The following is a 23,484-nucleotide window of genomic DNA, read 5'->3' on the forward strand; positions in this document are numbered from 1 at the left end:
TGGTCGTCGGATGATCGAAGTCGTTAACTTTCATGGGGGTTCAGCCGAGGATTTCTCCTCGCCGGCACGAATCGAGAACACCTGTGGTCAATTTCGGTTTCATCGACGAATGGCATCCCGCTGCGGGAAAGCTCACCAGTTGGCGCGCGGCACCGGAATCGCTCGCCGCGGCGCGCCGTGCCCCGGCGCATCCGGCGCCGCCGTCACATCAGCAGGAGGAATACCTGCGCACCACATACCGCAATGCCGATGCGGGCTTCCGCGTTTCGCGGGTGTGCATGCTCGCGTTCACGATTCCCGGCGTCCCGGACCATGCCGCGCTCACGCGCACGGTCGACGCTTTCCTGCGCAGGCACGACACGTTCTGGAGCTGGTTCGTCCGCACCCCGGAGGACCGGGTGGAGCGCCGGGTACTCGACCCGGCGGACATCCGGATGGTGCCGACCGAACACGGCGTCCACAGCGAAAGCGACACCATCCGAGCGCACGTCTTCGCCGAGACGCCCGGCCCGCTGGACTGGGACTGCTTCAGTTTCGGCGTCATCGAGCACGCGGAGTCGTTCACGATGTACGCGGCAGTGGATCACCTGCACACCGACGGTGTGGCACAGGCACTGTCGTGCGTAGACCTGCTGACGCTCTACGGCAGCGAATTGTCCGGCGGCAGCCTGACTCTCGCGCCGGTGACCGGCCACATCGCGTACTGCGAGCGCGAGCGCCGCCACAGCGCCGAGCTGACCGCCGACTCACCGCGGATCTCCGTCTGGCTGGATCTGCTGCGGCGCAACGGCGGTGACGTGCCCGGTTTCCCGGTGGACCTGTGGGTCGACGGAGACCAGCACGTCCGGGGCGCGCAGGTGACCACCGTCCTCATCGACGAACCGGGTGCGCTGCGCTTCGAGGAGGCCTGCCGGGCGCACGACGGCCGGTTCACCGGCGGACTGTTCGCCGCGGCCGCGCTCGCGGAGATCGAATTGGCGGGTGGCGACTGGTATTTCGGTCTCACGCCGGTGAACACGCGCCGCACCGACGGCGAGGCCGCATCGGTCGGGTGGTACACGAATCTGATCCCGGTGGCCTTCTCGGTGGGCGCCGAGCAGTCTTTCGCGGACGTGGTAGCGGCGGCGCAGCAGGCATATGACCAGGGCAAAGACCTGACCGACGTGTCCTTGCACCGGGCACTGCAACTGGCGCCGCCCGAACTCGGTATCCGCACTCGGCCGGGTTGGAACGCGCGCATGCTGTCCTACCTGGACATTCGCAAAATGGCGGGCGTCGAGATGTTCGACAAGATCGACGGCGGCATGTTCGCCAACCGCGGCAGTTCGCGCGAGGTCTACATCTGGATCAACAGGTTCACCGACGTCACCACCCTCAGCCTGCTGTTCCCCGACACGCCGCAGGCGCACGAGGCGATCGGGCGCTACGTCACCGCCATGCAGGCGATCGTGGCCGACGTCGCCGCGAAAGGCGACCGCGCGGTGCGGGTCGGCGCCCTTCCATGAGTACGCGGGCGAGCATCGCCACCGGCACGCCTTCGGTGGTCGTCGGCCCGCCGGAGTGGGCCGCGCTGGGCGCGTGCCTGCTCGCGGTGTTCATGCAGATGCTGGACATGACGATCGTCAACACCGCGCTGCCGAGCATCGCCAAGGATCTGGCGGCGCCCGGTTCGGCGCAGGTGTTCGTCGTGGCGGGCTACAGCCTGGCCTTCGCGGGCACACTGATGACCGCCGCGCGGATCGGGGAGTCGATCGGGCGGCGGCGCGTCTTCCTCGGCGCCATGGCGGCGTTCACCATGGCCTCGGTGTGGTGCGGCCTGGCCCACCTGCCCGGCGAGCTGATCGCGGCGCGCGCTGTCCAGGGCCTGTCCGCCGCGGCGATGTCCGCGCAGGTCATCGCCATCATCAGCGCGGTGTTCCCGAAGGGCAAGCAGCCGTTGGCCTTCGGGTTCTACGGCGCGGCCGCCGGTCTGGCGGCCATCGTGGGGCCGTTGCTCGGCGGCGCGGTCATCGCTTCCGATCCGTTCGGCCTGGGCTGGCGCGCGATCTTCCTGCTGAACGTGCCGCTGTGCGTCCTGGGGTTGCTGCTGGCGCACCGGCATCTGCACGTCGGCAGGCCCCCGACCAGGGAACGGCTGGATGTCGCCGGCGCGCTGCTGGCGAGCAGCGGACTGGTCGCCCTGCTGTATCCGCTCGCGGCCGGACGGGAACAACGCTGGCCCCTACAGCTGTTCGGGCTGCTCGGCGCCGGGCTCGGGCTGCTCGTCGTATTCGTCTGGCATCAGCGCAGGCGGCTGCGGGCCGGGGAAAGCCCGCTGCTGCGGATCGATCTCTTCGCGGACCGGGGTTTCGCGGTCGGCTCCGTGCTCACGCTGCTGTTCTTCGGGATCTTCGCCGCGTTCTTGTTCACCGTGTCGGTGATGGCGCAATCCGGCTTGGGATTCACCGCCTTGCGAACCGGAATCCTGGTGCTGCCCTTCGCGCTCGGCGGCGCGTGTGGCGCGCTCACCTCGCCGATCCTGGTGGCGCGGCTCGGCAGTCGCGGGCTCACCCTCGGGGTGCTGGTGTTCGCGGTCGCCATCGTGGTCATCGCGCTGACCGTCGACCCCGAGGACGCGGCGATCGATCTGGGGCGGCTCGCCGTACCGGTCTTCGCCGCCGGAGCCGGGATGGGGCTGTTCGCCGCGCCGCTGCCCGCGGCCATGATGGCGGGCGTCGCGGAACGGGCGACCGGTTCGGCGTCCGGAACGGTGCCGACCGTGCAGCAGATCGGCAGTTCGCTGGGCGTGGCGGTACTCGGCGCGCTGTTCTTCCGCCGGGTCGACGCCGACACCGACCTCGGCGTCGGTCATGCGAAAGCCGTTCTGGCGGCATCGCTGACGAACTCTCCGGCGACGACCGCCCAGCGCGACGGTGTCGTCACGTCGTTCGCCGACTGCGCCGAATCGGCGCTGCGTTCGCCGACCCCGCACCTCGACGCGCACACCTGTCCCGGCGCGGGGGCCGACGTGGCCGGACAGATCGCCGCCGCGCACACCTTCCTCGCCGCCTGCGTCACTGTGCTGTGGATGGTCGCGGCGATCGCGCTGGTGCTCGTCGTGCTCAGTCTCGCGCTGCCGTCGCGGAACGGGGAGCCACGGTGACGGCAACCGGCGTCGTGCACTACGACCGCGCGTGGTCGCACGACGAGCTACTCGAACGCAAGCGGCACCGCACCGTCTCGGTGGTCGTTCCCGCTCTGAACGAGGAGGACACCGTCGCGGATGTGGTGGGCTCGATCCGTGACCTGGTCGGCACCTTGGTCGACGAGCTGATCGTGCTCGATTCCGGCTCCACCGACCGGACCGCCGCCCGCGCCCGAGCGGCGGGCGCGACCGTCTATTCCCGCGAGCAAGCGCTGCCCGCCGTGCCGCCGTGTCCGGGCAAAGGGGAGGTGCTGTGGCGGTCGCTGGCGGTGGCGTCCGGTGATCTCATCGTGTTCGTCGACGCGGATCTCGTCGCTCCCGACCCGCGGTTCGTGCCGTCGCTGCTCGCGCCACTGCTGTCCGACGACCGACTGCGGTTGGTGAAAGGGTTCTACCGCCGGCCGTTCGGCGACGCTCCCGACGGCGGCGGACGCGTCACCCAACTCGTGGCCCGGCCGCTGCTCACCGCGCTCGCGCCGGAGCTGGCCGAGTTGCGCCAGCCGCTGGGCGGCGAGTACGCGGCCACCCGGGAACTGCTGCGGTCGTTGCCGTTCGCACCTGCCTACGGCGTCGAGATCGGCATCCTGATCGACACCTGGCGCAGGCACGGGGCCGGCGCCATCGGGCAGGTCGATCTCGGCGCCCGCGTGCATCGCAATCGGCCGCTGCACGAATTGGCCGAGATGAGCAGGCAGGTGATCGCGACGCTGCTCGACCGGTTCGGAATCCCCGATTCGGGCGTCCCGCTGACGCAGTATCTCCCGGACGGCTCGAGCTGGCATGCGGTGCCGGGCGCGGCGCCCGCGGCCGATCGCCCGCCGATGGCCACGCTGAGCGGCACCGGTATCCGCTGACGGCGATGGCGAATTCTGCGGCGGGTGAACCGGTATCGCCGCGGCGAACACTCCGCATCCGGCCCGGGCCGGCCTTACCCTGATCCCGGTGACGATTGCGGAGTGACGACGGCTGGGAGCTTCGATGGGCGCGGCATTGGTCAAGGGTCAGAACGGTGTGCTGGACCTGGCTCACGTACTGGTGTCGGTGCGCACCGAGGCGGCGGTCGACGTGTCGGCGCTAATGGTGACCGAAGTGGGGCGCGTGCGATCCGACGCGGATTTCGTGTTCTTCAACCAGCCCAGCGCGCCCGGTGTCTCGCTGGCGGCGGGAACGCCCGGAGTGCTGTCGGTTTCGCTGGGTGATCTGCCCGCGGACATCGCCCAGTTGCGTGCGGTGCTCACACTCGACGATCCGGCGCAGACCTTCGGCCGGTTCGCGCCGCCGGTCGCCACGGTCGCCGACGCCGCGGGAAACGTTCTGTACGAGTACCGCATAGAAGGGTTGAGCAGCGAATCCGTGGTGATCGCGCTCGAGCTGTACCGCCGCCAGGGGACGTGGAAGGTGCGTGCGGTCGGGCAAGGCTATGCGGGTGGGTTCGCCGCGCTGGTCACCGATCACGGGGTGAGTGTGGACGAGGAACCCGCCGGTGCGAACGTTCCTTCTCCGGATCGGCCGGTGGCGAATCTCGCCCCGGCGGCGGAGGTGTTCACCGTTCCCGGCGAGGCGAAGCTCTCCTTCGAAAAGCGCGCGAAACTGGACCTGCGCAAGCGTGAGGTCGCGAAGGTCCTCATCGACAAGGACGCTTTCGGCATCCGTGCCCGCGTCGTGCTGGTCATCGACAAGACCGGCAGCATGCAACGGCAGTACCGCGATCAGGTGGTGCACCGCGTCGTGCAGCGGATGATTCCGGTGGCCACCCAGCTCGACGACGACGGCACCTTGGAGGCGTACCTGTACGCCCTCTCGTTCGCCAAGCTGCCCGACATCACCGTCGAGCACGGTGACGACTGGGCCCGGACCTATCTGCATCTCGGCGGAACCCACGGCGACATCGATTACGACCGGCTCGGCGGCCGCAACGACGAACTGCCGGTCATGCGCGACATTATCGACTCGTTGCGCCCTGGTGGCCGTCCCACGCTCGTGTTGTTCTTCACCGACGGCGGCTTCGCCAAGAAGCGCGAGATCACGGCGCTCATGCGCGAAGCCGCGCGGTTGCCCGCCTTCTGGCAGTTCGTCGGGCTCGGTCGCGCCAACTACGGTCTGCTGCGCGCTCTGGACGAATTGTCCGACCGGGCGGTCGACAACGCGGGTTTCTTCGCCCTCGACGACATCGATCAGGTCGACGACGCGCAGCTCTACGCCCGTTTGCTCGGGGAGTTCCCGGACTGGCTGCGCGCAGCGCGAAACGCGGGCATTCTGCGCTGACAGCGCGAACCTGCCCTGCTCACCGCGCATCGCCCGCTTGTCATAGCGAAAGGCTATAGCGGTTCGCGATTCGGTCCGCGGCGGATCAGCCGATGACGGCGTTCATGATGGTGCCCGCGCTGGTGGCCACCACCCCGCCGATCATGGCTCCGGCCACCATCTTCGGTGACTCGAGTCCGCCGCCGGTCCACTTCTCCCAGGCGAAGCGGCCACCGGCGTAGATGATGCCGCAGATGCCCGACAGGAGCACGAACCACGTCAGGTAGCGGACCAGTTGGAGGAACTTGTCGGAGATCGGCGGTGCCTCGGGGCTGGGATTGCCGATCTGCGCCAGGGTGTCGTAAGCGGCGGCCAGGATCATCGTCGTTCGCTCATTCTGGATTCGGGACAGGGGCAAGTGATTCGCTGAGAAGATCGTATCCGTTCGCTCGCCGCGATGCAGTCAGGTCCATGTAGCGCAGGGAAGTTCGTGTTTCCCTCGCCCGCGCCCGGGTAGCCGAACTCCTGAGCCTGCTGCCCGTTCCGCCGCTGGGCGCGAAGGTTCCGCGCAGTGCGCGCACCGCGGCGGCGTCTGGGCCCGTATCCTGGTTCGTGGCCGAATTCATCGGTGGTCGAACGGCTTTCGCAAAGCGGCTGGTCGGCGGCAGGGTTGTATTCGAGCGTAGAGGGAGTAGACGGTGAGCATCATTCTTGCGTCGGTCGGCGATTCGTTCACGACGTTGGCGCAGATCGGCAATCCGACCCCGGAGGCGCCGCCCTTGGCGGACAAGCTCTTACAGTTCGTCCGGTACCTGACCTGGTTCGCGCTCGCGTCGGGCATCGTCAGCATCATCTACGCGGGCGGCAGATTCGCCTGGGAGAAGTGGAGCGGCGGCGGATTGCAGTCGCCGAAGATGATCGCCGGCGCGATGATCGGCGGGGTGGTGGCCACCAGTGCGGGCACCATCATGAACACCGTCCTGGAATTCTGAGCGAGGGCGGCGCTCCTTCCCGCGTGTTCTCGCGGCGAACCTCCGCAAACGCCTCGAGCTGCGATTTCCGTCGCGGAGTGCGGTCGCGCTCCGGTGCGGGAATCGCGGTGCCGATAGGATCGGAGGCGGAGCGGATCATGGACGAGAGGACCGAAGGCAAGCTCACGATGTCGCGGCGCACGGCGCTCGGCATCGCGATGTCGTCGGTGGCCGCGTTGGGATCGGCGGCATGCGGCGGATTCGGCCAGGATTCCGGGCCGCATCCCGTCCCAGGTGACGCTGCCACGATCGCCAAAGACGCCTATGTATTCGGCTACCCTCTGGTGCTGCTGGACGTCACCCGGGTGGCTGCGGAGATGGTCACGCCGATCAACCGCTTCCACCACGCCGCCTCGCTGCCCACCCCGGCGCAGCGAGACGTGGTACGGCTCGACCGCGACACGCTGCGTTCCACCGCGTGGCTCGATGTGGCGAGCGAGCCGATGGTGCTGAGCGTCCCCGCGCTGGACGAGGGCCGGTTCTGGCTGGCCAAGGTGACGGACGCCTGGACGAACAACGTGCACAACCCCAGCAGCCGTCGGCCGGCGACTGAGTCGGCCGGGCCGCCGTATACCTATGCGGTGACCGGTCCGGGGTGGTCGGGTGCGCTACCGGAAGGTCTCACGCCGTTGCCGATGCCGACGCCGACGGTGTGGCTGATCGTCCGGATCCGGGTCGACGGCGAGAGCGATCTCCCGGCGGTGCGCGCCGCGCAAGAGGGATTGCGATTGGTGCCGTTGAGCGCTTGGGTGGCGGGCACCGAGCCGCCTGCGCCCACCGGGACGGGGCAATCGAGCGTACAGCCGCCACCCGAGTGGGTCGCCGGGATGGACCCGCGGGTGTTCTTCGACCGGATGTGCGCGTTGCTGTCGACCAACCCGACCGCGCCCGAGGACGCGCCCGCCATGCGGCGGTTCGAGAAGATCGGGATCCGGCCGGGTGGCACAGTCGAGGGCATCTCGGATACCGAGCTCACGGCGGCGGTGGAGACCGCACGGCAGCAGATCCCGGTATCTCTGGGTGCGCGGACGGTCAACGAGAACGGCTGGCTGGTCGACCCCGACGTCGGCAGGTTCGGCACCAACTATCTGCTGCGCGCCGTCATCGCTCACGTGGCGCTCGGCGCCAGCCTGATGACCGAGAACGCCTACTATCCGACGCTGTTCGCGTCGACGGACGCCGGAGGTGGCACGGGCCGATTCCGGCTGCATTTCGCGCCCGGCCAGTTGCCGCCCGTGGACGAGTTCTGGTCGCTGACCGCCTATGCCGCCGACAACTATCTGGTGCCCAATCCGGCCGGCATCTACGCGGTCGGCCATCCGGATCCGGTGACGGTCAACCCCGATGGGTCCGTCGACATCGCGTTGCAGTACACCGACCCGAGGGCGGGCGTCGCGGCCGGGAACTGGCTGCCGATTCCCGAATCCGGACAATTCTCGCTGACCCTGCGCCTGTACGCGCCGAAGGCGGAGGCCGTCCAGGGGCGCTGGCGTCCCCCGCCGCTGTTACCGGCGCTCTGACGCGATTCGCGCGAAGTCCCGCCGCCGCTCTCGGCGATCGGGTGACAGGTACCGCTGGTCAGCTACTTTTCCGCAAACAGACGGATATGCTCCGGGACGGATCTGGCGCTGCGACCGATCGCATCGGGAGGCGGAACGGGATCATGGAGGACTGGACCTCATCGCGATACGATCTCACACTCCAGCAGCACGATCCCGGGTCCGGCGTCCCCAGGGGCAACTGGTTGCCCATACCGGAATCCGATCCGTTCTCGGCGAGCCTGGCGTTGTTCGCGCCCAAGCCGGTGGTGTTGCGGAGGCGATGGCAGCCGCCGGCGCTGATCACGCTGCGCTGAGTCAGTCGTCGCCCGCCCAACTCCAGCGTGGGACCTCGCGGATCGGGTGCAACTCCGAATCGCTGGTCGCATGCGAATTCTGCTGCGCCACCCGTGATCCGAATGCGACGTGCTCATAGACCGCGGTGCGGAACTCTTCGTTCTCCAGCAGTCCGGCCTCCTCGAAGGTCTGCATGTACACCTCGACGAAACGTTCCCGCTGCTCGTCGGTGATCCGCAGGCCGCGGTGCACCGCGATGATGTATTCGAATCCGAGCTCTCGGGTAAATCGATCCGGGCCGCCGAACGATTCGGCGGTGAACCAGGTGAGATGGTCGACGTGTCGCGGCAGTCGTTCGGTGAACAACGTCTTCAGCACCGGGTCGCTGAGCGCTTTGTCGTAGAACGCCGCTTCGACACGATGGAGCACCTCGTCGCCGCCGACGTGGTCGTAGAGACTGGGCATGGCACCTCCGGCCGGAGTAGGGCTGCTGCTCTCATTAGAGGTGGTCCGCCGCGTCGGTGTACACCTGAATCGGGGTAATGGCCGATACCTGCCACCTCCGTCCGTGGTCCGGTGGGCGGACCGGCGGCATGAAAAGTAAACGGGTTTTACTAAACGCTGTTCACGAAGCTCGGTTCTGTGGTTGCATCACTGGTGACCGTGTTCGCCAGGTCTGCGCCCAGACCGCCGTAGGAGTTAGCCGTGACCGTGACCACGCCCTCGATCCCGACGGGTTTCGACTTCACCGACCCCGATCTGCTCGCCACCCGCCTGCCCATCGAGGAGTTCGCCGAACTGCGCCGCACCGCCCCGGTATGGTGGTGCGCTCAGTCCGGTCGGGCCAGCGGTTTCGACGACGGCGGCTACTGGGTCGTCTCCAAGCTCGCGCACATCAAGGAGATCTCCAAGAATCCCGAGGTGTTCTCCTCGCACGAGAACACCGCGATCATCCGGTTCAACGAGGAGACCACGCGCGAGCAGATCGACATGCTCGGCGACATGCTGTTGCTCAACCAAGACCCGCCCAAGCACACCAAGACCCGCCGCATCATCTCCAAGGGCTTCACCCCGCGGGCGGTGGAGAGCCTGCGCGCCGCGCTGACCGAACGCGCCGCGCGGATCGTGCACGAGGCCAGAAAGTCCGGCAGCGGCGACTTCGTCGAACAGGTCGCCTGTGAACTGCCGTTGCAGGCCATCGCCGAACTGATCGGCATCCCGCAGGAGGACCGCAAGAAGATCTTCGACTGGTCCAACCAGATGATCTCCTACGACGATCCCGAATTCGAGGGCGATCACCACGCCGCCACCGCCGAGGTGATGGGCTACGCCTGGAACATGGCCGAACAGCGGCGCGCCTGCCCGGCCGAGGACATCGTCACCCAGTTGGTGAACGCCGATATCGACGGCGAGCACCTCGGCTCGGACGAGTTCGCGTTCTTCGTCATCCTGCTGTCGGTGGCGGGAAACGAGACCACGCGCAACTCGATCACCCACGGCATGAAAGCGTTCGTTGACCATCCCGAGCAGTGGGAGATCTACCGGCAGCAGCGTCCGCGCACCGCGCCCGACGAGATCGTCCGGTGGGCGACCCCGGTCACGGCCTTCCAGCGCACCGCCACACAGGACACCGTGCTCGGGGGCCAGGAGATCAAGAAGGGCCAACGGCTCGGACTGTTCTACAGCTCGGCCAATTTCGACGAGGAAGCGTTCGCGGATCCGTTCACCTTCGACGTGCTGCGCGATCCGAACCCGCACGTGGGCTTCGGCGGCACCGGCACGCACTACTGCGTCGGCGCGAACCTGGCCCGGTTGCAGATCGATCTGATGTTCAACGCCATCGCCGACGTGATGCCCAACCTGCGCCAGGTGTCCGAGCCGGTGCGGCTGCGGTCGGGCTGGCTGAACGGGATCAAGCGCTGGGACGTCGAATACGCTTGAATCGATCAGTGCAACAGTCCAGACCACGGGGCCGCGCGCCGGTGGTGACCGACACCGACATCCGGCGGGTGGCCAGCGCGCTGCTGGTCGAGCGCGGGCCCGATGCGGTCACCCTGCGTGCCATCGCGCGCGAACTCGGAGTCACCGCGCCCGCGCTGTACCGGTACTACGACTCGCTCGAAGACCTGCTGGAGCGGCTGCGGCTGGACTTCTGCGCCGACCTGGCCGGGGAACTGACCGCCGAGATCGCCACGCTGCCCGACGACGGCGCCGCGCAGTTCTTCGCCATCTGCCGTGGCTTCCGGCGCTGGGCGCTGACGCACACCAGGGAGTTCACCCTGGTGTTCGCCTCGCCCGGCGCGGGCCAGGCCCGCGCGCTGCGCCGCTTCGACGAGCCCTTCGGCCGGGTTTTCCTGGCCGCGGCGGGCAGGCTGCTGGCGAACTACGACATCGTCACGCCATCGACGGACGTCATCCCGCCGGAGTTGCGTGAGGATCTGGTGCACTTCCAGACCGAACTGCTGGCGGCGCTGTCGGAGTCGGGCCAGAAGTTCCCCGCCGAGAAACTGGATCTGGGTGTGACGTACCTGATGATCCAGATCTGGGCGCGGCTCTACGGCCACGTCACGCTCGAGGTGTTCGGGAATTACCCGATACCGCTGGACAATCCGGAGATCCTGTTCGACGCGATGCTCGCCGATCTGGGCCGCACCGCGGGCCTGCTCGGCGAGTGAGCCGGGTTCAGATGCGGGCGCCTTTGGCCCGGTTGCACGCGCGGCACAGGATCTGGAGGTTGGCGGCGCTGGTCGCGCCGCCGCGGCTGAGCGGGATGACGTGGTCGAACTCCAGGTAGTGCCCGTCGCCGCATTCGACGCAGCGGCCACCGTCGCGCTGCCACACCTCCGCTTTCACCTCTTGCGGGATGCTGCGGGTGTCGCGCTGGCCTGGCGTGAGAACGAGACGTTTGGCCACGCGCAGCGCGCCTTCCAGCGCGGCCGAGACATAATCCGGATCGTCGACGGCGAAGGTCGCGCCGCCGCGCGCGGACGTGGCCGCTAGTACCACCGTTCCCTGTTCCGCGTGCACGGAAACCACTCGTGACCACGGCATCTCGATGCCGGTGTCGGCGCCGACGAAACGTAGCTTCTTGTTGCTGCCGATCAGCCTGCCCTCGGTGAACTTCGGGCCGCGTGCGAGCTGACGCACGTGCGTCGCGGGCAGATCGAGGTGCACCGTCTCCTCTGGGTCCAGGTGCAGGCCGGGCGTGCGGATGATCGGCAGATCGCCCGTACGCAGCCGGTAGAGGGTGTGCCCGCGATGCATTCGCCTGCGCAGATCCTCGATCAGCGGTCCGCCGAGCGCGAGTTCGGTGACCGCGTGCTCGAACAGTTCCAGTTCCGCGTGCCGTACTTCACCGTCGGCGAAGGCGAAGGTCACCAGCCGCTCCACGTAGCTGAGCCCCGCGTCGCGCAGGACCGCGCGGCCCGCTTCGGCGTCGATGCGCTGGTAACGCAGTGATGCCCACAGGTCCGCCCACTCGGGGCCGCGTGGCCCGTGGCCGGTGAGCACCCGCCACGCCCTGGTGTGCCAGTGGACGAGGTACTCCTCGATCTCCTGGGCGCATCTCTGGCACGGCGCGAACCCACCGAAGAACTTGCGGCGCAGCGTGTTTCCGCAGCGTGCGCAGTGGCGGTCGCCGGGCGGGGGTCGGAGATACCGGTCCTCGGTCCATATGGTGCCGTCCCACCAGCGCATGGTCTGCGGGTTGTCCGGATCCGGGTGCCAGTCCGCGAGTTCGGGGTGCGGGGGCGGAGGAGCGGGCGGTGCGGTGTCGCGGCTGTGCCGGTGGAGGTCGACCGTGCGGTGGGTGTGTGGGCGCGGCAGGGGAGATGTATCGCCACGGTCGAGCACTTCGGTGCGTGGCCGGGCGGGGATGTCTACGCCCGGGTGTTCTTCGGTCCCTTCGAGCCGCCCGGGCGAGTCGTCGGTGCGGATGGGTTCGCGTTGGACCGGCGCGTTTTCGGCGAGGTCCGTTCCGATTTCGGCGGGAGTCTCCCCGTTTCGCGCGGAGTGGCCGGAGGGCAACGATCCGTGGGAGAAGCGTCGGGCCGAGGTCGGGTCGTGCCGAGCGGACCGTTCGGTGGCGGGTTCCGCTCCGGCCGGAGAAAGTCGTTCTTGCGCGGACGGATTCGCCGCCGGGCGGCGCACCCGGAACGGGTTGGTGGGATGCGTGGTGCGGGCGGGCGCCGAGGGATCGTTGACCTGGACGCCGAACTCGGTGACCAACCCGGCCAGTCCGCTGGACCAGCCCTGGCCGATCGCGCGGAACCGCCACTGCCCGTCGCGGCGGTAGAACTCGCCGAACATCAGCGCCGACACCGCCTCCGCGTCGTCGATCTCGAACGTCACGACCGCCCCGTCCACCGAGTGCACGGCGACGGTGAGCCCGCGGATGTCGCCGAAGGTGCCGTCCTCCAGCGAGCCGGAGACGACGATGCGGTCGACGTCGGCTTCCGTGCGCGGCAGCGAGACGCTCAGCCGCGCGGTGCCCGGCGCGGGCTCCTGATCGAGGGTGACCGCCTGCGAAACGTGCCGCGGCGCGTTGTAGAACACCAGGTCGCGATCCGAGCGCACCGCGCCCGACGCGTCCAGCAGCAAGGCATGCGCGTCCACCGTGTGCTCCGATCGCCATGAAACGACCACGGCTAGAAGGGATGTCGGTACCGCTGCGTTCGCGCCCTTGCTGAGTTTCATGGTGCTCGAACTATGCCATGAGCCTCCGACACGCCGAACGCGCGAGGGCCGGTCCTTCGGCGGGGCGTGCGGCACAGTGTTCCCCATGACGAACCCGAAACGCCCGGGTCGTAAGCCGCCGACCCCGAAACTGCCCGGTGGGCGTGTGCCCGGCCCGGCCGACGTGCTAGCCGCCGCCCAGGCGGCGGTCGAGGCGGCGCAGACGGCTGCGGGCCAGGCGCTGGAAGCCGCTCAGCTGACCGCGACATCGGCGTTCGACACCGCGGTGCGGCTGCCGCCCGCGTCCGCTCAGCTGGCCGCGCAACTGCCCGGCCTGATCGAGAGCCTGTCGACCGCGATCGAGCGGCTCAACTCCACCATCGATCGGCTCGACCGCACGTTGGCCCTGGCCGATCCGGCCTTCGCCGCCTACGACCGCCTGCTGCCCCGGCTGGAGGCGATGATCTCGCTCGGGGAGGACGTGCTCGGGCGGTTGGCGAAGCTGCCCGGCTTCGCCTTGCTCGCCAAGCTGACCGGCTTGAGCGCGCCGGAACCGCCCGCCGAGGAGCCGCCCCGCCGAAAGTCCGGCAAGCGGCACAAATAGTCGAGGTCGGACGCTCAGCGGTGCGCGTGGTCGGCGGCCGCGCGCAACGTGGCGGCCGCCTTGAGCAGAACCTCGTGATACTCGTCGGCGGGATCGGAGTCGAGCACGATGGCCCCGCCCGCGCCGATCCGCCAGCGCCCGCCGTAGCGGACGGCGGTGCGGATCACGATGTTCAGGTCCGCGGTGCCGCCGAGACCGAGGAAACCGATGGTGCCCGAATAGATTCCGCGCGCTTCGGTTTCCAGCGCGTCGATGATCTCCATGGTGCGCAGCTTCGGCGCTCCGGTCATCGAGCCCCCGGGAAAACAGGCTCGCAGGCAATCGACCACGCCGACCTCCGGCCGCAGCCTGCCACGTACCGTCGATACCAGTTGGTGCACGGTCGCGTACTGCTCGGTGGCCATCAGTTTGGGGACGTACACACTGCCGATCTCGCAGACCCGGCCCAGATCGTTGCGCAGCAGATCGACGATCATGAGGTTTTCCGCCCTGGTCTTCGGGCTGTCGGCCAGCTCGCGGCGCAGGCGCTCGTCCTGCTCCGGCGTCGCGCCGCGCGGTGCGGTCCCCTTGATCGGCTTGCTCTCCACGATGCGGCGGCGGTCGACCTTCAGGAAGCGCTCCGGTGACGAGCATGCGATGTCGAGATCGTCGAAGCGCAGGTAGGCGGCATACGGGGCGGGGTTGCACCGGCGCAGGGTGCGGTAGAAGTCGAGGCCGTCGGCCGCGGTGGCGGGGATCGTGGCGCTGTCGGTCAGAGTGATCTCGTAGGACTCCCCGGCATGCAACCGCTGCCGGCAGACCGCGATGTCGGCGAGATAGCGCTCCCGGCCGCGGGTGAGCAGTGGCGCGACGGCGTCACCGTCCGGCGGTAATTCGAGTGGCGGTGGATTGGTCCAGGTCGGCAGGGTGTCGAGGGTTTCGCGGGTGTCGCGCAGCCAGTCGGCGGCGGACCGGGCGGTCTCCACGTCGTCGCTCAGCGCCAGCAGATGGGTCCGCTCGCCCACGTGGTCGACCACCACCATCCGGTCGGCGAAGATCCACTGCGCGTCCGGGGTCGCCGCGCGATGCGCCGCGTTGCCGCCGCAGTCGGCTTTGACCTCGTAGCCGAGATAGCCGACGTAGCCGCCGACGAAATCGAAGGGGAGATCGGGCAGTTCGAGCCTGCGTGCGCGCAGCTCGGCGGCCAGGAACTCGAGAATGCCGCCGGGTGCGGTGCGCCGGTGCCCGTCGGACGATTCCACGGTCACCTCGCCGTCGCCCACGCGGTAGCGCAGCACCTCGGCCAGCGGACCGCTCGCGTCGCCCAGGAAGGAGAACCGGTCGGCCCCCGGTTCGACGTGCTCGCTGTCCAGCCAGAACGCGGTGGGGGAGTTGGCGTACAACTGCACGAACGCGCTCTCGGTATCGATCGGCCGTTCGAGGACGGCCCGCTGGAGCCGGAAGGTCCGCGGCACCGTGCCATCGAAACCGGTGCGCCCGGCGGGACGCTCGAGTTGGGCTGCCGCGGCGGGGAACTGCTCCGGTGCGAGCGGCATCGGCGAGGCCGCGGTGCGTGTGGCGGAAAGCGGAAGGCCTGCGGCGACCGGCTCGGCGACGAACTCACCCCCGGCGTCGATCGATGGGCTCGCCGCCGGGACGGCGCGCCTGCTCCGGTGCGCCGTGGTGAGTCTCGCGAAGTTGCGCAGCAGAGCCGCGCCGAACTCACTGGCGATCGATTCCGGATGGAACTGCACGCCCCATTGCGGTCGCGTGCGGTGCCGCACACCCATCACGACGCCGTCGCCGGACAGCGCGGTGACCTCCAGATCGTCCGGCAGCGGCCGCAGCGCGCACAGCGAGTGGTAGCGCACGGCGGTGAAGCCCTGCGGCACGCCCGCGAAAAGGTCCTGGTCGTCGTGCTCGATGCGATCGAGATATCCGTGCCGGGCCGCGGGCGCCTCGGCGACCACGCCGCCCGCCGCGACCACGATTCCCTGATGGCCCAGGCACACACCGAGCAGCGGCAGGTCGCTTTCGCGAATCACCGCCGTGGAGATCCCTACGTCGCGGGCCACGTCCGGCCGCCCAGGGCCGGGTGAGACGACGACGTTGTCGTAGCGTCCCAGATCGAGTTCGGCGACCGTGCGCGCCTCGTCGTTGCGCACGACTGTCGGCTCGACGCCGTTCACCTCGCTGATCAGCTGGTACAGGTTGTAGGTGAACGAGTCGTAGTTGTCGATCAACAGCGTGCGCATGGTGCTCGAAACCCTACGCCGCGCCGGTGGTAGCCAACTGTTGTCATCTGCCTTCAGTTCGGGTCGGCAGGTGGTGCACAATGTGGGGCATGTCTGTTGCGCAACCGGTCGATGTGGATCCCGCGGTCGTCGACTTCGCCGTCGTCGGAAAGTGGATGGATGAGCAGGGTCTGTCCGGGGGTGAGTTCGAGGACGTGACCGCGCTGGGCGGCGGAACACAGAACATCATGCTCCGCTTCACCCGCGGCGGCCGGACCTACGTGCTGCGTCGCGGCCCGAAACATCTGCGCCCGAAGAGCAACGACGTGATCCGGCGTGAGGCCGGGCTGCTCGGCGCGCTGGGCGGCACCGAGGTCCGCGCGCCCAGGGTGATCGCGGCCTGCGCCGACGAGTCGGTCCTCGGCGCGGTCTTCTACCTGATGGAGCCGATCCGCGGTTTCAACCCGCAGAACGAACTGCCCGAACTGCATGCGGGCGATCCGGAGATCCGCAGGCAGATGGGCCTGTCCGCGGTCGAGGCCATCGCGCGCCTCGGCGCGTTGGACTACCAGGCGCTCGGCTTGGCCGACTACGGCAAGCCGGAGGGTTTCCTGGAACGTCAGGTGCCGCGCTGGCTGGGTGAGCTCGACTCCTATTCGGCCAACGAGGGCTACCCCGGCCCGGAGATCCCCGGTGTGGCGACGGTGGGCGAGTGGCTGGACCGCAATCGCCCCGCCCAATGGACCCCGGGCATCCTGCACGGCGACTGCCATTTGGCGAACATGATGTTCTCCTTCGACGGCCCGCAGGTCGCGGCGATGGTCGACTGGGAGATGTCCACCATCGGCGACCCGCTGCTCGACCTCGGCTGGCAGATCGCCACCCGCCCGGAGCCGGGCACCACGGGAGCGGCGCTGGTGGGCAAGCTCGGCGCGGTCGGCGGGCTGCCGACGGCCGAGGAGATGATCGCGCACTACGGGCAGTTCTCCGACCGCGACCTGAGCGCTATGTCCTGGTACACCGTGCTGGCCTGCTTCAAGCTCGGCATCGTCCTGGAGGGCACGCATGCCCGCGCGTTCGCCGGTAAGGCCCCCAGGCAGGTCGGCGACTTCCTGCACGCGATCACGCTGGAACTCTTCGAGCGGGCGCACCGGCTGATGGAGTGAACTGTCGGGATGTGCTCGATAGTTGACCGGATATCGGTGGAAGGCGCGATCCGGCCGCGCCTAGGTTGAGCGCATGCCGATCGTTCCCGATGTCAAGGACTGGACCTGGGTGCTCGAGCGCCCTTGTTCGCAATGCGGTTTCGACGCCGCCGCGACCAGCTACGCGGCCGTACCGACGCTGACCAGGGACACCGCGGTCCGCTTCGCCGCGGTGCTCGACCGTCCCGGCGTCCGCCTGCGGCCGGACGAATCGACCTGGTCCGCCCTGGAATACGGCGCACATGTGCGTGACGTCTGCCGCCTGTTCGATACTCGCCTCGGCCTGATGCTGGCCGGTGACCCCGAGGGCGAGCCGCCGCGCTTCCCGAACTGGGACCAGGACGCGACCGCGGTGGCCGACCGCTACAACGAGCAGGACCCGGCTCGGGTGGCCGCGGAGCTGGCCGATGCCGCCGAGCGGGTGGCGCGCTCCTTCGCGTCGGTGCCGCCCGAGCGCCGTGGTCTGCGCGGTGCGCGCGGCGACGGGGCGGAGTTCACGGTGGAGTCGTTCGCGCGGTATTTCGTGCACGATCTGGTGCACCACGTGCACGACGTCCAGGGCTGACGCGTCGCGGAACTGTAACGCGTTCGGCTACTGGGTCACGCTATACCGACGATTTTTTCGAGCGGTACTAGAACGCGTTACATTTTTCTCGTACTGTGGGTGCAGTCACATATAAGCACGTGCATGCGAGAGGGTCGACAGGAATGAAGACGAAGGGCGCGATCCTGTGGGGGATCGACCAGCCGTGGTCGGTGGAGGAGATCGAGGTCGGTGACCCGGTCGCCGGCGAGGTGCAGATCCGGATGGAAACCGCGGGCATGTGCCACTCCGACCACCACATCGTGACCGGCGCGACCCCGATGCCGTCCTTCCCCGTCATGGGCGGGCACGAGGGCGCGGGCGTGATCACCAAACTCGGCCCGAACTGCCCGGCCGATCTGCAGGTCGGCGACCACGTGATCCTGTCGTTCATCCCCGCCTGCGGCCGCTGTCCGGCTTGCGTGGCAGGACACATGGCGCTGTGCGACCTGGGCGCGGGTCTCCTGCTGGGGCAGGCGATCAGCGACGGCACCTATCGCATCCAGGCCCGCGGCGAGAACGTCATCCCGATGTGCCTGCTGGGCACCTTCGCGCCGTACATGACGGTGCACCACACCTCCGTGGTGAAGATCGATCCGAGCATTCCGTTCGAGGTGGCCTGCCTGGTCGGTTGCGGCGTCCCCACCGGTTTCGGCTCCTCCACCCACGTCGCCCAGGTCGCTCCGGGCGAGACCGTGGTGATCGCGGGCATCGGCGGCGTCGGCATGAGCGCCTTGCAGGGCGCGGTGCTGTCGGGCGCGTCGAAGGTGGTGGCGATCGACCCGAATCCGTGGAAGCGCGAGCAGGCGCAGAAGTTCGGCGCCACGCACACCTACGAGAGCATGGCCGCCGCGATCATGCCGCTGTTGGAGGCCACCGAGGGCCGGATGGCCGAGAAGGTCATCCTGACCATGGGCGAGATGCACGGCGAGTACATCGAAGAGGGCCTGATCCTCACCTCGAAGGCGGGCACCCTGGTGGTCACCTCGATGGGCCGGATGGACGAGAGCGACGTCAAGCTGAACAGCTTCCTGCTGTCGATGCTGCAGAAGACGGTGAAGGGCTGCATCTTCGGCGGCGGAAACGCCCGCCAGGACGCGCCGCGCCTGCTGTCGCTGTACAAGTCCGGCCAGCTCAACCTGGACGACATGGTCACCCGCAGCTACTCCCTGGAGGAGATCAACCAGGGCTACCAGGACATGCTGGACGGCAAGAACATCCGCGGGATCATCAAGTACACCGAAGCCGACTGGTAGAGCACAACACCGCCGCTCGGCGAGCGCGGTGGCGATCCGTGCGATCAGCTCGTACGGCACCGCTTCGCCGAGCCGGCGATCGAGGCGCTCAGATCCGGCAGCGCAGCAGGGCTTCGCGCAGGTTGCGGCTGCGGACGTCGTCGAGGACGGCCAGACCCAGCCGGTTCATCGTGTACCCGAAACCGAGGCCCGTTGCGGGATCGGCGAATCCGAACGAGCCGCCCAGCCCCGTGGTGCCGTAGGCGCGTTTGTCGGAGCCGAAGCGGAAAATACCGCGCGACTTGCGGAAGCCCAGGTGATAGCGGCTCTTGGTGTGCAGCACCAGATCCTCGGCGGGGACGTCGTCGGCGGTCTCGGCAGCGGCGAGCCGGTCCAGCACGGCGTCGTCGATCGGCAACGCACCGGTGCGAGCGGCGGCCGCGCCGTAGACCTTCGCCAGCGCGCGGGCGTTGCCCACTCCGTTGGATCCCGGCAGTTCCACTTCGAGGAACTCGCGCCGGGTCGCCCGCGCAGGCGCTCCGCAGCGCGGATTGGTCAGCGCCGCGTAGGACAGGCCGCGTTTGGCATAGATCTCCGCGCCGATGCGCAGCGGAAGATCGCGTTCGTAGCGCAACACGTCCAGCCCCTGGGTGGCCGACATCGTGGCGATGCGGTCCATGCGCTGCTCAGCGGGCAGGCCGATGAAGAAATCGACGCCGAGCGGTGCGGCGATGTCCTCGGCGAAGATTCGCCCGAGCGTGCGACGGCGCGGGTCCACCCGGCGCAACAGCTCGCCCTGGTACAGGCCGAGGGTGATGGCGTGATAGCCGTGCCTGGTGCCGGGACGCCAAGCCGGTTTCTGTGCCGCCAGAACGGTCGCGAGCCCGTCCAGGTCGGCGATCTGAGGCAGTCGCACGACCTCGCTCAGGCCGGACAACCCCGCCTGGTGGTCGATCAGCTGACGCACGGTGATCGCGTCCTTGCCGTGGGCGGCGAACTCCGGCCAGTACTTCGCCACCGGCTCCTCGTAGTCGAGCAGGCCCCCGGCCACGGCGGTGGCGACGGTGAACGCCGCCATGCCTTTGGTCGAGGAGAACACCGGCACGATCGTGTCCCGCTCCCACGGCAGCGTGCGCCTGCGATCGCGGAACCCGGCCCACAGGTCCACCACGGGGCGCTCACCCGCGTAGACCGCGACGGCGGCGCCGATTTCGCCGTGACGCTCGAAATTGCGGCGGAAGGCGTCGGCGACCGGCTCGAAACCGGGCGCGACGTCGCCGTGAACAGTGGGCGTTTCACTCATGGTGAATCGATGGTAGCTACGCGGTTCTCGTAGGCTCGCAGGGTGCGTTCACTCGAGCAGATCCGGGAATGGCCGGTCCACCACGCGGCGGCCGCGGTGGTCACCGCCGACGGCGGTGCCGCGAGCGAAGGCGACGTGCGGCGAGTGTTCCCGCTCGCGTCGGTGACCAAGCCCTTGGTGGCGTACGCGGTGCTGGTCGCGGTGGAGGAGGGCGCGGTCGAACTCGAGCAGCCCGCGGGCCCGCCCGGCGCTACGGTGCGTCATCTGCTGGCGCACACGTCCGGCCTCGCGTTCGACACCACCGACGTCCAAGCCGCGCCGGGGACCCGGCGGATCTACTCCAGCGCGGGTTTCGAGGTGCTCGCCGAATTCGTCACCGCCCAGACCGGGATCGCGTTCGACGAGTACCTGCGCGACGCCGTGTTCGAGCCGCTGGGCATGACCGCTTCGGTGCTTGCCGGTCCGGCCGGGCACGCGGCGCGGTCCACCGCGGCGGATCTGGCCCGCTTCGCCGCCGAATTGCTGGACCCGCAGTTGATCTCGGCGCAGACGCACGCCGAGGCCACCTCGGTCCAGTTCCCCGGCATGAACGGCGTCCTGCCCGGCTACGGTTCGCAGCGCCCCAACGACTGGGGATTGGGCTTCGAGATCCGCGACGGCAAGACTCCGCACTGGACCGGTGGCACGAATTCGCCACAAACCTATGGACATTTCGGCCAATCCGGGACATTTTTATGGGTTGACCCGAGAACGGGGTTGGCGTGTCTCGCCTTGAGCGACGAGAATTTCGGCGACTGGGCGCGCGCGGCCTGGCCACCGCTGAGCGATGCCGTCATCGCGGAGGTGGCCGCCACGCGCAACACGGTCACGAAGTAACACGTGTAACTTCGGGCACTCCAGTACACTCAGGCAACGCCAGTTCGACGAATCGTTGGGGAAGACGTTCCTCGTCGAAGCTGGAGGTGTTGGTGGTGCGCGCATCGAGTCAGTTCGCGGACGCGACGGCGGGTGTGGTCTACATCCACTCGTCGCCTGCCGCGCTGTGCCCGCATGTCGAGTGGGCGCTCACCTCGGCCCTCGGCGCCCCCGCGAAACTGCGCTGGACCGCCCAACCGGCCGACGGCCAACTGCGCGCCACCAGCGAGTGGATCGGCCCCGTCGGCACGGCGTCGAAGATCGCCCAATCGTTGCGCTCCTGGCCGGTTCTGCGCTTCGAGGTGACCGAGGACCCCAGCGACGGCGTGGACGGCGAGCGCTACAGCTTCGTTCCCGGCCTGGGCCTGTGGCACGGCTCGACGAGCGCCAACGGCGACGTCATGCTCGGCGAGATGCGCCTGCGCGCGATGCTGCAGGCCACCCGGGAACTCGGCAAGTACTCCGCCTACGACCTGGCTGAAGAAATCGACCGCGCCCTCGGCACCGCGTGGGACGAGGACCTCGAAATCTACCGCTACGGAACGGAATCCGGCGCGGAGGTCACCTGGCTGCGCCGGGACGTGGGGTGAGGACTCCAGCTGTCGCCACTGCCGTGTCATTCGCGGGAAGCGCCCTGGCCGTGTGACCACGGATTCCGGTAGCCGTCCGGAATCATGCTGTCGAACAGTGCGCGCGCGTCCGCGGGCAGCCGCAGCAATTCGACGTACGAGCCGAGTGATCCCCCGGCGAGGTAGACGAACTCCATGCCGATCTCCGCGACAGCGCAGTGTTGGACGATTTCGGCGCCGCCTGCCAGCGCCTCCGCCAGTGCGGCATCGAAATCGTCTGGCACCCAAGCGATATGGTGCAGACCGGGACCGGACCGCTCGAGCGCTTCGGTGTACAGGTTCGCCCCCGAGACCGGTGCGATCAATTCCAATTGCTGCCCGCCCGCGTAGCCGAGCGAGCTGTCGATCGTGTAGTCGGCCGGCGCACCGCGATAGCTGCACGAGTCCGGGCCGAAACGCATGCGGGGCATGCGAACCCATTTGTCGACTCCGTAGCGTTCGGTGAATTCTCGTTCCGCCGCCTCGATGTCGTGGACGACCCACGCCAACTGGAAGATCGGTCCGGATGCGATGCTCATTCTGGTGCTCCTCAGGTGCTTCAGGGATGGGGTGCTTTCGCCGGAACGGCGCGAGGTGACCGTGCGGTTCAGTAGTCGGCGAGGCGGATGGCGTTGGCCGCGCGCTCGAGCGGCTTGATGATCGGGCGCAGCGCCAGGCCCTTCCACGGCATGTGCCGCAGCATGCGCAGCATGGTGGTCTGGGTCCGGATCGCGCGCTGGTCGGACGCCACCATCTGAGTGGCGTTGTTCCAGCCCAGCGTCAGGTTCCGGGTGACATAGTCCTGCATGGCGCGCTGGTAGCGATCGAAGGCGGCGTCGTGGTCGCCTGCGGCCGCTTTCAGCTCGCCAGCGAGGACATACGCGCCGACCAGTGCCATGCTCGTGCCCTGCCCGGACAGCGGCGAGGGGCAGTAGGCGGCGTCGCCGACCAGTGCGACGCGGCCCGCGGACCACTGGTCGAGATGGATCTGGCTGACCGAGTCGAAATAGAAGTCGGGCGATTCGGGCATGGCGCGTACCAAGTTCGGTGTCTCCCAGCCCGCATCGGCGAAAGCGTCGGCCACCAGCTGCTGCTGCGCGGCGCGGTCGCGCCGGTCCGGCAGTTGTTCCGGGGCCTGGAAGATGAATTGGGCTTTGGCCGTGGAGCGGCGGGTGCTGTACACCTGCACCACTCGCCCCGGAGTCGGATGGACCAATTCCCAATGGTCGAGATCCAAATGGTTCGGCACCGAGATCACGCAGGCCGCCATGCCGGTGTGCCGGGCGAATCGCTCCTCCGGCCCGAACGCGAGGCGGCGCACCGTCGAATGGATGCCGTCGGCGCCGAGCACCAGGTCGAACACTCGCGGCTCGGCGTTGCGGAACCGCACGGTCACGCCGTCGGCGTGCTGCGCCAGGCCTATGATCGAGTCGCCGAACAGGTACTCGACCCCGTCCTTGGTGGCGTCGAAGAGAATATGGGCGAGATCGCCGCGCAGCACCTCGTCGTCGCCGGGCGACCGCAGTCCGATCAGCTCCGGCCCCAGCGTGGCCAGCGCCTTGCCCGAGTCGTCGACCCACGCGCCGCCACGCATCGCCGTCGAGGCCGCGCGGACTTCCGGCAGCAGCCCCATCCGATCGATGACATCCATGGCCACGCCCCGAATGTCGACCTTGTAGCCGCCCTCGCGCAGGGTGGGAGCCTGTTCGACGACGGTGACGGTGAACCCGTGGCGGGTCAGCCAGTAGGCCAGTGCCGGACCGGCGACGCTCGCGCCGGAGATGAGAACGGTTTTGTTGGTGAACTGTCGCGTCGTTGTCATGGGAACAGCGTCGGCCGCGGCGCTCACC

Annotated in this window: 22 protein-coding genes; 15 read left to right on the forward strand and 7 right to left on the reverse strand. The window is 68.6% G+C overall.

All coding sequences use genetic code 11. The features are described from left to right. Positions 1–83 precede the first annotated feature (83 nt). The 4 genes from ACIHAX_RS28930 (at position 84) to ACIHAX_RS28945 (ending at position 5,449) form a co-directional block, all read left to right on the forward strand. The gene (locus ACIHAX_RS28930) at positions 84–1,505 is read left to right on the forward strand and encodes a condensation domain-containing protein (protein ID WP_397280683.1); all 1,422 of its coding nucleotides are present in this window, start codon (positions 84–86) and stop codon (positions 1,503–1,505) included. Next, a complete protein-coding gene (locus ACIHAX_RS28935) occupies positions 1,502–3,142 on the forward strand; it encodes an MFS transporter (RefSeq protein WP_364427592.1) in 1,641 nt (546 codons plus the stop codon). The genes ACIHAX_RS28930 and ACIHAX_RS28935 overlap by 4 nt, the downstream gene beginning before the upstream one ends. Beyond that, complete coding sequence (locus ACIHAX_RS28940) at positions 3,139–4,038, forward strand: glucosyl-3-phosphoglycerate synthase (protein WP_364427595.1); 900 nt, start codon at positions 3,139–3,141, stop codon at positions 4,036–4,038. The genes ACIHAX_RS28935 and ACIHAX_RS28940 overlap by 4 nt, the downstream gene beginning before the upstream one ends. 124 nt (positions 4,039–4,162) lie before the next feature. After that, on the forward strand, positions 4,163–5,449 hold the full coding sequence (locus ACIHAX_RS28945; RefSeq protein WP_397280686.1) for a VWA domain-containing protein: 1,287 nt from the start codon (positions 4,163–4,165) through the stop codon (positions 5,447–5,449). 85 nt (positions 5,450–5,534) lie between these two features. On the opposite strand, the gene ACIHAX_RS28950 is transcribed toward ACIHAX_RS28945, so the two are convergent. Beyond that, positions 5,535–5,810, reverse strand: a complete 276-nt coding sequence (locus ACIHAX_RS28950; protein ID WP_355072692.1) for a hypothetical protein — start codon at positions 5,808–5,810, stop codon at positions 5,535–5,537. Positions 5,811–6,126: 316 nt separating this feature from the next. Here ACIHAX_RS28950 and ACIHAX_RS28955 point away from each other — a divergent pair, with 316 nt between their 5' ends. The 3 genes from ACIHAX_RS28955 to ACIHAX_RS28965 all read left to right on the forward strand — a co-directional run bounded on the left by ACIHAX_RS28955 (position 6,127) and on the right by ACIHAX_RS28965 (position 8,314). Then, entirely contained in the window at positions 6,127–6,420 is a 294-nt protein-coding gene (locus ACIHAX_RS28955) for a hypothetical protein (RefSeq protein ID WP_195077704.1), read from the forward strand. Positions 6,421–6,557: 137 nt separating this feature from the next. After that, positions 6,558–7,979, forward strand: a complete 1,422-nt coding sequence (locus tag ACIHAX_RS28960) for a DUF1254 domain-containing protein (protein ID WP_397280688.1) — start codon at positions 6,558–6,560, stop codon at positions 7,977–7,979. A gap of 143 nt (positions 7,980–8,122) precedes the next feature. Beyond that, positions 8,123–8,314, forward strand: a complete 192-nt coding sequence (locus tag ACIHAX_RS28965) for a hypothetical protein (RefSeq protein ID WP_397280690.1) — start codon at positions 8,123–8,125, stop codon at positions 8,312–8,314. A gap of 1 nt (position 8,315) precedes the next feature. Here ACIHAX_RS28965 and ACIHAX_RS28970 read toward each other — a convergent pair whose 3' ends face one another. After that, positions 8,316–8,759 carry a hypothetical protein gene (locus ACIHAX_RS28970; RefSeq protein ID WP_364427606.1) on the reverse strand — a complete coding sequence of 148 codons (444 nt, stop codon included), beginning with the start codon at positions 8,757–8,759 and terminating at the stop codon, positions 8,316–8,318. 246 nt (positions 8,760–9,005) lie between these two features. Here ACIHAX_RS28970 and ACIHAX_RS28975 point away from each other — a divergent pair, with 246 nt between their 5' ends. Both ACIHAX_RS28975 and ACIHAX_RS28980 read left to right on the forward strand, forming a co-directional pair. Further along, positions 9,006–10,235 (forward strand): cytochrome P450, encoded by a 1,230-nt coding sequence (locus ACIHAX_RS28975; protein WP_397280727.1) that lies wholly within the window; start codon positions 9,006–9,008, stop codon positions 10,233–10,235. Between the two features lie 8 nt (positions 10,236–10,243). After that, a complete protein-coding gene (locus tag ACIHAX_RS28980) occupies positions 10,244–10,969 on the forward strand; it encodes a TetR/AcrR family transcriptional regulator (RefSeq protein WP_355072698.1) in 726 nt (241 codons plus the stop codon). A 7-nt stretch (positions 10,970–10,976) separates the two neighbouring features. Here the strand turns inward: ACIHAX_RS28980 and ACIHAX_RS28985 are convergent, their stop codons facing one another. Beyond that, entirely contained in the window at positions 10,977–12,989 is a 2,013-nt protein-coding gene (locus ACIHAX_RS28985; protein WP_397280692.1) for a TerD family protein, read from the reverse strand. 85 nt (positions 12,990–13,074) lie between these two features. Here ACIHAX_RS28985 and ACIHAX_RS28990 point away from each other — a divergent pair, with 85 nt between their 5' ends. Beyond that, positions 13,075–13,572, forward strand: coding sequence for a hypothetical protein (locus ACIHAX_RS28990; RefSeq protein ID WP_364427613.1), 498 nt, complete (start codon positions 13,075–13,077; stop codon positions 13,570–13,572). Between the two features lie 14 nt (positions 13,573–13,586). On the opposite strand, the gene pabB is transcribed toward ACIHAX_RS28990, so the two are convergent. Further along, positions 13,587–15,806: an aminodeoxychorismate synthase component I gene (gene pabB, locus ACIHAX_RS28995; protein WP_397280694.1), complete on the reverse strand. Its 2,220-nt coding sequence runs from the start codon at positions 15,804–15,806 to the stop codon at positions 13,587–13,589. Between the two features lie 89 nt (positions 15,807–15,895). Between pabB and ACIHAX_RS29000 the strand changes: the two genes are divergently transcribed. The 3 genes from ACIHAX_RS29000 to ACIHAX_RS29010 all read left to right on the forward strand — a co-directional run bounded on the left by ACIHAX_RS29000 (position 15,896) and on the right by ACIHAX_RS29010 (position 18,829). Further along, on the forward strand, positions 15,896–16,951 hold the full coding sequence (locus tag ACIHAX_RS29000; RefSeq protein ID WP_397280696.1) for a phosphotransferase family protein: 1,056 nt from the start codon (positions 15,896–15,898) through the stop codon (positions 16,949–16,951). A 73-nt stretch (positions 16,952–17,024) separates the two neighbouring features. Beyond that, positions 17,025–17,555, forward strand: a complete 531-nt coding sequence (locus tag ACIHAX_RS29005; RefSeq protein WP_355072707.1) for a DinB family protein — start codon at positions 17,025–17,027, stop codon at positions 17,553–17,555. 143 nt (positions 17,556–17,698) lie between these two features. Further along, entirely contained in the window at positions 17,699–18,829 is a 1,131-nt protein-coding gene (locus ACIHAX_RS29010; RefSeq protein ID WP_355072708.1) for an NDMA-dependent alcohol dehydrogenase, read from the forward strand. Between the two features lie 88 nt (positions 18,830–18,917). On the opposite strand, the gene ACIHAX_RS29015 is transcribed toward ACIHAX_RS29010, so the two are convergent. Beyond that, entirely contained in the window at positions 18,918–20,111 is a 1,194-nt protein-coding gene (locus tag ACIHAX_RS29015) for a serine hydrolase domain-containing protein (RefSeq protein ID WP_364427624.1), read from the reverse strand. Between the two features lie 42 nt (positions 20,112–20,153). Between ACIHAX_RS29015 and ACIHAX_RS29020 the strand changes: the two genes are divergently transcribed. Further along, positions 20,154–20,987 (forward strand): serine hydrolase domain-containing protein, encoded by an 834-nt coding sequence (locus ACIHAX_RS29020; RefSeq protein WP_397280699.1) that lies wholly within the window; start codon positions 20,154–20,156, stop codon positions 20,985–20,987. A 95-nt stretch (positions 20,988–21,082) separates the two neighbouring features. Continuing rightward, entirely contained in the window at positions 21,083–21,616 is a 534-nt protein-coding gene (locus ACIHAX_RS29025) for a DUF3145 domain-containing protein (protein ID WP_355072714.1), read from the forward strand. Positions 21,617–21,642: 26 nt separating this feature from the next. On the opposite strand, the gene ACIHAX_RS29030 is transcribed toward ACIHAX_RS29025, so the two are convergent. Both ACIHAX_RS29030 and ACIHAX_RS29035 read right to left on the reverse strand, forming a co-directional pair. After that, positions 21,643–22,173: a VOC family protein gene (locus ACIHAX_RS29030; RefSeq protein ID WP_364427629.1), complete on the reverse strand. Its 531-nt coding sequence runs from the start codon at positions 22,171–22,173 to the stop codon at positions 21,643–21,645. A 68-nt stretch (positions 22,174–22,241) separates the two neighbouring features. Next, a complete protein-coding gene (locus ACIHAX_RS29035; protein ID WP_397280701.1) occupies positions 22,242–23,456 on the reverse strand; it encodes an FAD-dependent monooxygenase in 1,215 nt (404 codons plus the stop codon). Positions 23,457–23,484: the final 28 nt, after the last annotated feature.

Source organism: Nocardia sp. NPDC051929, assembly GCF_044548645.1.
Classification (GTDB): Bacteria; Actinomycetota; Actinomycetes; order Mycobacteriales; family Mycobacteriaceae; genus Nocardia; species Nocardia sichangensis.